This window comes from Sinomonas humi, assembly GCF_000802235.1.
In the GTDB taxonomy this organism is placed as follows: domain Bacteria; phylum Actinomycetota; class Actinomycetes; order Actinomycetales; family Micrococcaceae; genus Sinomonas; species Sinomonas humi.
Genome location: NZ_JTDL01000035.1, coordinates 1 through 8,723, shown reverse-complemented (window position 1 = coordinate 8,723; position 8,723 = coordinate 1). Strand labels below are relative to the sequence as shown.

Genomic DNA, 8,723 nt, shown 5'->3' with positions numbered 1-8,723 from the left:
GACTGACACGGGCCGTCCTCCCCGCGATGCTCGACGCCGGCAGCGGCGCGATCGTGAACGTCGCCTCCGAGGCCGCGCTGCGCGCCTCGGCGGCCGGCGTCGCCTACACGGCCTCGAAGCACGCGGTGGCGGGGCTGACCAAGAGCATCGCCTTCTTCTACGGGCCCTCGGGCATCCGCGCGAACGCCGTCGCACCAGGGGCGGTCCTGACGAACATCGAAGCACCGATGAAATCCGATTTTGCGGCGCGCCGGCTCGGCCCAATCATGCAGACCACAATCCCCGCCCCTGCAACGTCCGACCAGCTTGCCGCCGCCATCGCCTGGCTGCTCAGCGACGACGCCGCAAACGTCAACGGCGTCGTGCTCCCCAGCGACGGCGGATGGTCCACCTTGTGACCGCTTTGGGCTTCCTGCGCCTGACATCAGCTGCGCGGGAAGCTTGCCGGCCGAATTCCACCGATATATGAACGGCTACCAGTGCCGGCTTCCACGGAAGAGTCAGGAATGCAACCGAAAGGATCGCCCGAGCTGGAACAGGAATTGTTGACCCGGGAGACTGGCCACATGCAGGAAGAAACACCATGGTCCTCGGAAAGAGTGATTGACTGCCATTTTCATGAACGCACGAATGATGAGGCTACGATCGCCCATCTCGATGGTGCGGGCATCACGAGCGCCCTCGTTCTAGCCTTCGGCGATTTTCGGGAGACGTACGGCCGGCTGCGGGAGAAGGAAGCGGGACGAATAGTCGGGTGGGCGAGGGCACCTCACTTCTCAAAGGAAGATGTCTACTCGGATGATCCGCACCGAGAAGCGTTCGATATGACCGAGACGCATCGCCGCGCTGCTCGAGGCGAAGCACTCTCGACCTTGGCCGCTCTGAAGGCCGACGGCTGGAAGGGATTTGCTGAGACAACTGGCCGCGTAGCCGTCGATAGCCCTGAATTGCAGTGCGTCTATGCCATTTCGGCTGAACTCGATGTTCCGGTCATGATGCATTTTCAGGAGGCAGAAGTGCCCGGGCAGCCCGTCTACGGCATCAAAGGCTTCAGCAGGATCGGGGCGATGCTGGAGAAGTTCCCAGCCACCAAGTTCGTATGCCACGCCCCAGACTTCTGGGGGAATATCGACTCCCGTTACCACGACGGCGGTGCCTATCTCAGCGGGCCTGTGGCGCGGGGTGGCCTCTCCGATCGACTGCTGCGCGATTATCCGAACATGTACGGCGATCTTGGAGCTCCGTCAGCACTCCTCCAGCTCACCCGGGATCTCGATTTCACCGCAGACTTCCTGGAGCGGCACCGTGAGAAGCTAATGTTCGGCAGCGACTGCGGCTGTACAGACGGACGAGGGGGTCTGGCAGAAGGGGCACAAAGGCCGACGGCGCCCCTCGCCCCGGCGCCTAAAGATCAGGGCGTCTGGATCGCATCTACCGCCGCCGCAATGCAGACGGCCATGGCGTCCCTCGGCGGACTGGCTGGCAAGTGCATCGGCCGTGAACTTCTCTCTGTAACTTGGAGGACGACCTCACGGGAGACATTCCGCCGAATTGCCGCCGATAACGCCGTGCGTGCGTACAACTTGACCTGAACCATCCCTCAGCCGTGCTGCGCGGCCTCCAAAAGCGTCTCGAAAAGAAGGGCTTGATCGAACGCAGTCTTGCGTCGAGGACCACCTGCCATTAGTGACGTCGACGACGGCACAAGGTCTCCGGCAGCATGTTGGCGGCCTCAAGCAGCTCCTGGTCGGTGGTGACTGAGCCTGCATCCGTGATCCAGACCCGAGGACGGGCTTGGGAACGACAGGTTTCCCCAACCCGACTGGGTCCCGGTCTCGGGCAATAGCGGGACCCCGGACCACCACGCGACCCTCGTGCTCGGCACGGCCTAGAAATCAACACGGCCTAATAGGCGCTTCGCGTTTCGTCGGGAAACGGGCTCGTGCCGTAGGGCGTGAAGGGGCTCGTGGCCCTGTTGGATGAGTGGTGTCTTTCGGAGCCAGGGGCCCCCGGACGGACGAGGACGGGCGGCTCTGCTCGATCCCGTCCGCGCCTGGGTCGAAGAGAACATCAGCGTCGGTGTCCTCCAGGAGCGCGTCACGCACGGTGCCCTGCCAGCCGGGCTCCAGGTCGAGGTCGTAGAGGTCTTCGCTGACCTCGACCTGATCGATCAGGCAGTTGACGACGAGTTCCTGCGCGATGCAGGCCGGAGGCTCCCATCCGCTGGCCAGCCCTTTCAACTGCTCGACGGTCGCAGCGAGGAAGGCCTGCGCGAAGCCGACCCCGTACCTTCCGGCGTAGAACGGCGGAAGGCCCGAGAGGACCAAGGTCCCGGCGATGTCGCTGGCTGTGACCTCTGGCAGCGCCCTGAGCGTACCGATGTCCTCGAACAGCTGGTCGATGAGAACGATGGAGGCGTGCCAAAGCGCTCCGGCGAGGAGACGCGCCTGCCGACGTCGTCTCTCGCGTTCCTCGTCGCCAACGGAGAGCAGCCACTCGCGGGTCTCTTCGTCCAGCTCGCGCTCGTCGAGCTCCTCGGACCCAGGCAGGTACCCGAGCCCCCTCAGGTTGAGTCCTGTGGCGAGATCCGCGTGGGCGAGAAAGTCTATCGTCCCCTCGAGATCGGAGTTCATTCCCCGAGTCTAGATCGGAGTCCCAGAGGACAGGACCGGCCGGCGGCCCCTAAGGCTGCCCCTCCTGTCTGGGAGGGGGCTCACCTTTGGGTGGCGATACAACCTCTTGTGAATACAGCCTGTGGGTTGTATTCTTGGTGCATGGGATGGTACGTGGAGCTCGAACTCGTCGAGGACTGGATGCTGGGACTCGACGATAAGACCTACGATCTCGTCTCAGCCGCGCTCGAACTCCTCTCCGAGGAGGGCCCGCACCTTGGCCGACCGATCGTCGATACCGTCAAGGGATCGACGTACAAGAACATGAAGGAACTTCGGCCCGGGTCGTCAGGCAAGTCCGAGGTCCGTATGCTCTTCGTTTTTGACCCCAACCGGAACGCGATCTTCCTCGTCGCAGGCGACAAGGCGGGGAACTGGAACAAGTGGTACGACGAGAACATCCCAATTGCTGAGAAACTGTACGAAGAGCACTTGAAGAATCTGTAAGCCGACCCACCGACACAAACGACAAACAGGCACAGACGCAAAAAAGACAAAACAGACCCAAACGACAAACCGTAATAAACGACAAAGAGCAGGGACCAAAGATGGCCAAGTCACTCGAACAGATCTGGGCCAAGCGCGAACCGAACCGGGACGCCGTCAACGAACACAAGAAGCGGATGCTCGAGGAGACCCGCGCCCACCGCCTCCGCGAACTCCGTGAAGACCAGGCAATGACGCAGGTCGCCCTAGCCGAGCGCCTGCACATCACGCAGGCGAGCATTTCAAAGTTCGAGCGCGGAGATCTCGACTCCGCCCGGATCGATACGCTGCGCAAGTACATAGACGCTATCGGCGGGAAGCTCCTCGTCGAAGTTGAGCTAGGGAATGAGAGAATCCAAATCGCCTGATGGAGGGGGCAGGCTACTCGCCCCGCACAGACAGCACCGGGCTGCCGGTCCAAGCCCGACAAGAACCGCCGCAACAGTCGCGCCGTCGGTGAACCGTGGCCCGTCCTGCGCCAGTTCGGAAAGTGCCGCCGCGCGAGCCGCCACGAGGCGGGCGACTGATCTCAAGCGCGGCGAAAGAGGTCCTCTCGGGCACGATGCTCGAGAGGACCTCTTTCGTTGACTGGTCGTTGATCAGTCAAGGGTGACTGTGAAGAGGTGCAACAGTCGATCGAGACCGGGTGCCTCGACTACTAAGGCATCACCGTCCGAAGGCTTGGAAGACGGGCAGCGTCCTCTACAGCCTGGGCCGCTCGACCTCGCCCATCATGGCCTTCGCTGCCTACTCCTACGCCAGGCTCCCGCCGCGGAGCAGCAGACGCTACCCAACGAGGGCCGCCTCGTCGCACGCCTCGAAAGGGCCGAGCCCGACGCCCTCGAGCTATAGTCCGGGATCCCTCCCCGAGGCCTCTCCCCCCGCCCCGGTTCTGAACTGGCACGCGCGGGTGTTCATGAGACGGGAGTTATCGTTCGATGGGGGATCGTGGGGGTGTGGAGTCGCACGGATCGGAGCTGGCCGACGTGGCTCTGCTCCTCCGGCACGCCGGCCCCTGGGAGACCATCGAACTGCGGGGACCCTCGTTTTTTCTGGACCCCAGCCCGCCTGCCCTCCGGCGAAATCGAACTGTTCGTCGGCGGCGTCCGCGACGCAACCTGAGGATCCATGCTCGCCATCGCCGAGGTCCTGGTCAAAGTCTTCCGAGAATCCGCCCTCACCCACGCCCCGTCTCCTCGGGAACGACTCAAACGGTTCATCACCGGCCTCAAGGCCCTCCGGCTCATCCACAGGGGCGCGTTTGGCAGGCAACTGCGGGCCGTGCTCGCCCTGGGTCGTCGCTGCAAACGGGTACCTCGTGTGCGGGCAGACCCGTGGAAGGGGCTCGGGCTGCAGGATACGTTGTGCCTGCAGCCCGACCCCCTTTGGAACCATCGGTATCCCGGCGTCGGAGGTCTTCATCAGCCGTGCGCGCTGATCGCGCTAGAGCAGAATGAGCGGGTGTCTAGTTGCTGATCTGGATGTAGTCCAGGCGCCCCGCAGGCGGTCACACCGGTCTCCTTTGATTGCTGGCCGACCTGCTGAGTGGCTGAAGTCTGGGATCTGGGATGCGCCTAAGCGTCAAGGAGCCTCTGTGAGCGGCCTCAGCCTGGGTAAGGCCCCCTGGGTATCAGGCTGGCTGATTCGGAGCCGGAGCGGTGGACTCCCTGAAGATGAGCTGCATGGGGGTGAGCTCGTATCCGGAGGAGTCCTGAGGCTCGTTCCGTATGCGTGATATTAGTTCCCTCATGCTGTTCCGGCCGGTCGCTTCCAGGTCCATGCTCACCGTGGAGAGCGAGGGTATGAAGTATCTGCCTTCTTCCGCGTTGTCCCATCCGAAGACGCTGATGTCCTCGGGCACCCTCTTGCCACGTTCGTGCAGGGCGCGCATGACGCCGAAGGCCATTTGGTCGTTTGCAGCGAACACGGCCGTAACGGGGCCATCCTGAAGGGGGATCTCGAGTCCGATCCGATAGCCGGAGGCCATCGACCAGTCCCCCGTCTCCGATCCGGCCGAGTGGAGACCGAGTCTGGCGATTGTGGCCTCGTAGGTCTTGCGCCTGTTCACAGCTGATGTCCACAGTTTTGGGCCTGCCACGTGGTAGAAGGATCGGTGGCCGAGGGACGCCAGATGCTCGATCATTTCTGCTGCTGGGGTGGCGTCGGCAAGGGAGCCGCGTGCATGCATCCTCTCGTCGTAGCTTCCAGCGACGACGAGAGGTAGGTCAGGATGCTTCGCGGTGATTTGCTCTACCAAGGGGCCGAGCGGGATCAGCGAGAAGACGCCGGCGATCCGCTCGTTCGACACGAGGGTGAGGAGGCGGGCCGAACGCTTGGAACCCCGGGTGTCGACGGAGATGATGTCGGTCACGTAGCCTGCGTCGTCAGCGGCGCTCACTGCGCTTCGCAAGATGCGGGATGCAGCGAAGTGGACATCTTCGGGGGCAACGATGATGAGCCGGTAGGACTGCTTGCTCCGGAGCGCCCGCGCTGCCAGGTTGGGCGTGTAGTCGAGACGGGTCATGGCCTCTTCGACCTTGACGACCGTCTGGGGCTTCAGCCCCCCGTTCCCCTTCAGGTACCGAGACACGGTCTGGTGGGAGACGCCGGCGAGCCGTGCGACTTCGTAGATCGTGGACGGCTTGGGTGCCTGTGCGGGGGTGGGACTGCTGGGATAGCTCAACTTGCTGGCCCTCCGTGACCTCTTTCGGGCAATTGGTTTGCCGGCTCGGTGGCGGTGCTCGCGGACCGGCCATGAAACAGTATCGTCCTCTTGTCTTCCCCGGCCCAACAATGCTCGGTCCGAACTCTGGGGCGCCGGCATGGATTGCTGTTGGCAGCGAGCGGGCCTGCTGAATCGTTCTGGGTCCCCCTAGGATTGCGTTGTCTGAGTCTGCAGGGTGTTCCGTCCGAAATCCTTCGGGTACCGACTCACCAGAGATCGGAGTCACTGCCGCTCTTGGAGCCGAATCCCCGAGCATGCCTGATGCTGGAAGCATTGGAGCCGCCCCGAACCGAAAGCCGTCATGGTGGGTCGTTATCCCAGCCGTACCGGTGTCGCGGGGCAGGTTTCGGAGTCCGCTTGGGCCTCGGCTGTCATTGGGGTGCGGAGGTCAGGACGCGCGCGGCCAGTTGAGCCTTGACGCTGAGTTCGGCCGCCTTGAGGGCGTGCTCTTGGGTCATGGCGTTTTCCGTGCGGTCGAGGCAGTCGCGGATGAGTGCTCCGAAGAAGGGGTAGCCGACTCGTCCGGTCGCATCGATGTGCTGCTCGCCGTCCTCGTTCACCAGGAATACGTGGCCGCCTCCGTCGCCGGTCGCGATGTTCACGTACTTGCGCAGTTCGATGTAGCCCTCGGTGCCGAGGACGATGGTGCGTCCGTCGCCCCAGGTGCTCAGTCCGGCAGGCGTGAACCAGTCGACCCGCGTGAAACCGGTGGCGCCGTTGTCCATTACGATGTGCGCGTCGCCGAAGTCCTCGAACTTGGGGTGCTCGGGGTGGGCGTAGTTGGCGACTGACGCGCTGACCACTTCCGCGTCTGTGGCGCCGGCGAAGTGGAGTATCTGCTCGAAGTTGTGGCTGCCGATGTCGCAGAGGATGCCGCCGAACTGGTCCCGGTCGAAGAACCAGTCGGGGCGCGTGTCCGGGTCGCCGATGCGGTGGGGTCCGAGGCCGATGACTTGGAGGACCTTGCCGATCGCGCCGCGCTCGATGAGCTGGCCGGCGAGCACGGCGGCTTCGACGTGGATGCGCTCGGAGTAGTAGACGGCGTACTTGAGCCCGGTGCGGGAGGTCGCCTCCCTGACTGCCTCCAGCTGCTCGAGGGTTGTCAGGGGGGCCTTGTCGGTGAAGTAGTCCTTTCCGGCGGAGATGACCCGCAGACCGAGGTCGGCGCGCTCTGAGGTCACTGCCGCCCCCGCGACCAGGCGCACCTCCGGGTCGGCGAGGATTTCTGCTTCGCTGCTTGCTGCCTGAGCTTGGGGGAACTTCGCGCGGAAGGCTTCGGCTTTGGCGGGGTCGGGGTCGTAGACCCACTTGAGGGTGGCGCCGGTCCCGATGAGTCCCTCGCTCATTCCGTAGATGTGGCCGTGGTCGAGGTGTGCTGCGGCGAAGACGAATTCGCCGGGGCCGACGACCGGCTCCGGCATGGGGGCGGGTGCGTAGTTCGCGCCTTCTGATGCGGGCATCAGCTGTCCTTTCAGAGGTTTCAGTCGTTGGGGGTTCCGGTGGAGGCGCCGACGATGATCTCGCCGGACTGGTCGGCGACGGAGGCCCGCTTCTCGTAGAAGTGCGGGGCGCGCTGGACGAGCGTTCCTGACCGGTAGTACGGGTCCTCGGGGCTGAGTGGCAGCTCGACGACCTCGCGCTCGATGCCGGCCTTGTAGATGGCTGTCACGACCTCGACGGCGTTGCGGCCGTCCTCGCCGTCGATCGCCGGTTCGCGGTGGTCGCGGATCGCCGCGATGATGTCGTAGATCTGGCCGGCGTGACCCTGGTGCGGCAGGGGGGCGTGTGCTTCGGCGAGGGCGTTCAGCTCATCGACCAGCGCAGTGTTGCCTCCCGGGAGGGGGAAGCCGTTGGGCCGGGCGAGTTCTGCCGTTACTCGCCAGGGCTGGGAGATCCTGGCGAACTCGCCCTGGACGACGATCTCCTGCTCCTCGCCGTGGTGCACGACCGAGCTCGTGAGCTGGGCGAGGCCGCGGCCGTAGCGCAGGACCGCAACCGAGAGGTCCTCGACCTCGGCGTTGTCGTGCTGGGCGTTGGCAAGCATGGCGGTCACCTGCGAAGGCCGTCCCATGAGCCACAGGGTGAGGTCGATGTGGTGGATGGCGTGGTTGAGGGTGCACCCCCCGCCTTCCGACTCCCAGGTGCCGCGCCACCAGAGGTCGTAGTAGGGCAGCCCGCGCCACCATGCCGAGTCGACGCGCAGGTGCGAGACCGAGCCGATCAGGCCAGAATCAACGGCTTCCTTGAGGGTGGCCATGTCATCGCGGAACCGGTTCTGCGCTACCACGGAGAGGACCTTGCCCGATTCGCGCTGAGCGGAGACCATGGCGTCGCATTCTTCCAACGAAGGTGCCATGGGCTTCTCGACGATCACGTTCACCCCGCCGCGCAGGAAGGCGACGGTGAGGGGGGCGTGGCTGGACGGCGGCGTGGTGATGCTCACCAGGTCCAGCCGCTCCTCTGCCAGCATCTGGTCCGGGTCGTCGTATGCCCTCGCGCCGTGCAACTCGAACGTGGCCAGCTTGGAGGCGGCCTTCCCCGGCACGATGTCGGCCACAGCGACGATCTCGCACTCCTCCTGGAAGGCCTGGTAGGCCCTGATGTGGGCCTCGGAGATCCCGCCCGCGCCGATGATTCCTACTCTGAGCATCTAGCTGTTCCTTCGTTGTGATTGGTGCATGGGTCGCGCTCACCAGTCGTGGACGGTGCCGTCGATGAGGCGGTTGTACGGCAGGTAGGCCTGCTGGTACGGGAACGACGCCGCGGCCTCCTCGTTGAACTCGACGCCCAGGCCGGGCTTGTCCCCGGGGTGGAGGTACCCGTCGATGAACGTCATGGAC

At 64.4% G+C, this 8,723-nt stretch carries 8 protein-coding genes and 1 pseudogene; 4 read left to right on the top strand and 5 right to left on the bottom strand.

What is annotated here, in order from left to right; all coding sequences use genetic code 11:
• A partial coding sequence (locus LK10_RS02225) for an SDR family oxidoreductase (protein WP_043119818.1) occupies nt 1–398 on the top strand: 398 nt, incomplete at its 5' end.
• A gap of 108 nt (nt 399–506) precedes the next feature.
• Complete coding sequence (locus LK10_RS20680; protein ID WP_052206846.1) at nt 507–1,592, top strand: amidohydrolase family protein; 1,086 nt, start codon at nt 507–509, stop codon at nt 1,590–1,592.
• A gap of 303 nt (nt 1,593–1,895) precedes the next feature.
• Here LK10_RS20680 and LK10_RS02215 read toward each other — a convergent pair whose 3' ends face one another.
• Nucleotides 1,896–2,633 (bottom strand): hypothetical protein, encoded by a 738-nt coding sequence (locus LK10_RS02215; protein ID WP_052206845.1) that lies wholly within the window; start codon nt 2,631–2,633, stop codon nt 1,896–1,898.
• A gap of 141 nt (nt 2,634–2,774) precedes the next feature.
• Between LK10_RS02215 and LK10_RS02210 the strand changes: the two genes are divergently transcribed.
• Nucleotides 2,775–3,119, top strand: coding sequence for a type II toxin-antitoxin system RelE/ParE family toxin (locus LK10_RS02210; protein ID WP_043119815.1), 345 nt, complete (start codon nt 2,775–2,777; stop codon nt 3,117–3,119).
• Nucleotides 3,120–3,220: 101 nt separating this feature from the next.
• A complete protein-coding gene (locus LK10_RS02205) occupies nt 3,221–3,526 on the top strand; it encodes a helix-turn-helix domain-containing protein (protein ID WP_043119814.1) in 306 nt (101 codons plus the stop codon).
• A 1,262-nt stretch (nt 3,527–4,788) separates the two neighbouring features.
• Here LK10_RS02205 and LK10_RS02195 read toward each other — a convergent pair.
• The 4 genes and pseudogenes from LK10_RS02195 to LK10_RS21655 form a co-directional block, all read right to left on the bottom strand.
• Nucleotides 4,789–5,841, bottom strand: coding sequence for a LacI family DNA-binding transcriptional regulator (locus LK10_RS02195; protein ID WP_043119812.1), 1,053 nt, complete (start codon nt 5,839–5,841; stop codon nt 4,789–4,791).
• 413 nt (nt 5,842–6,254) lie between these two features.
• Complete coding sequence (locus LK10_RS02190; protein WP_043119811.1) at nt 6,255–7,343, bottom strand: Gfo/Idh/MocA family protein; 1,089 nt, start codon at nt 7,341–7,343, stop codon at nt 6,255–6,257.
• Between the two features lie 20 nt (nt 7,344–7,363).
• A complete protein-coding gene (locus tag LK10_RS02185) occupies nt 7,364–8,533 on the bottom strand; it encodes a Gfo/Idh/MocA family protein (protein ID WP_043119810.1) in 1,170 nt (389 codons plus the stop codon).
• Between the two features lie 39 nt (nt 8,534–8,572).
• A pseudogene (locus LK10_RS21655) lies at nt 8,573–8,723 on the bottom strand (bifunctional D-altronate/D-mannonate dehydratase); the annotation flags it as partial.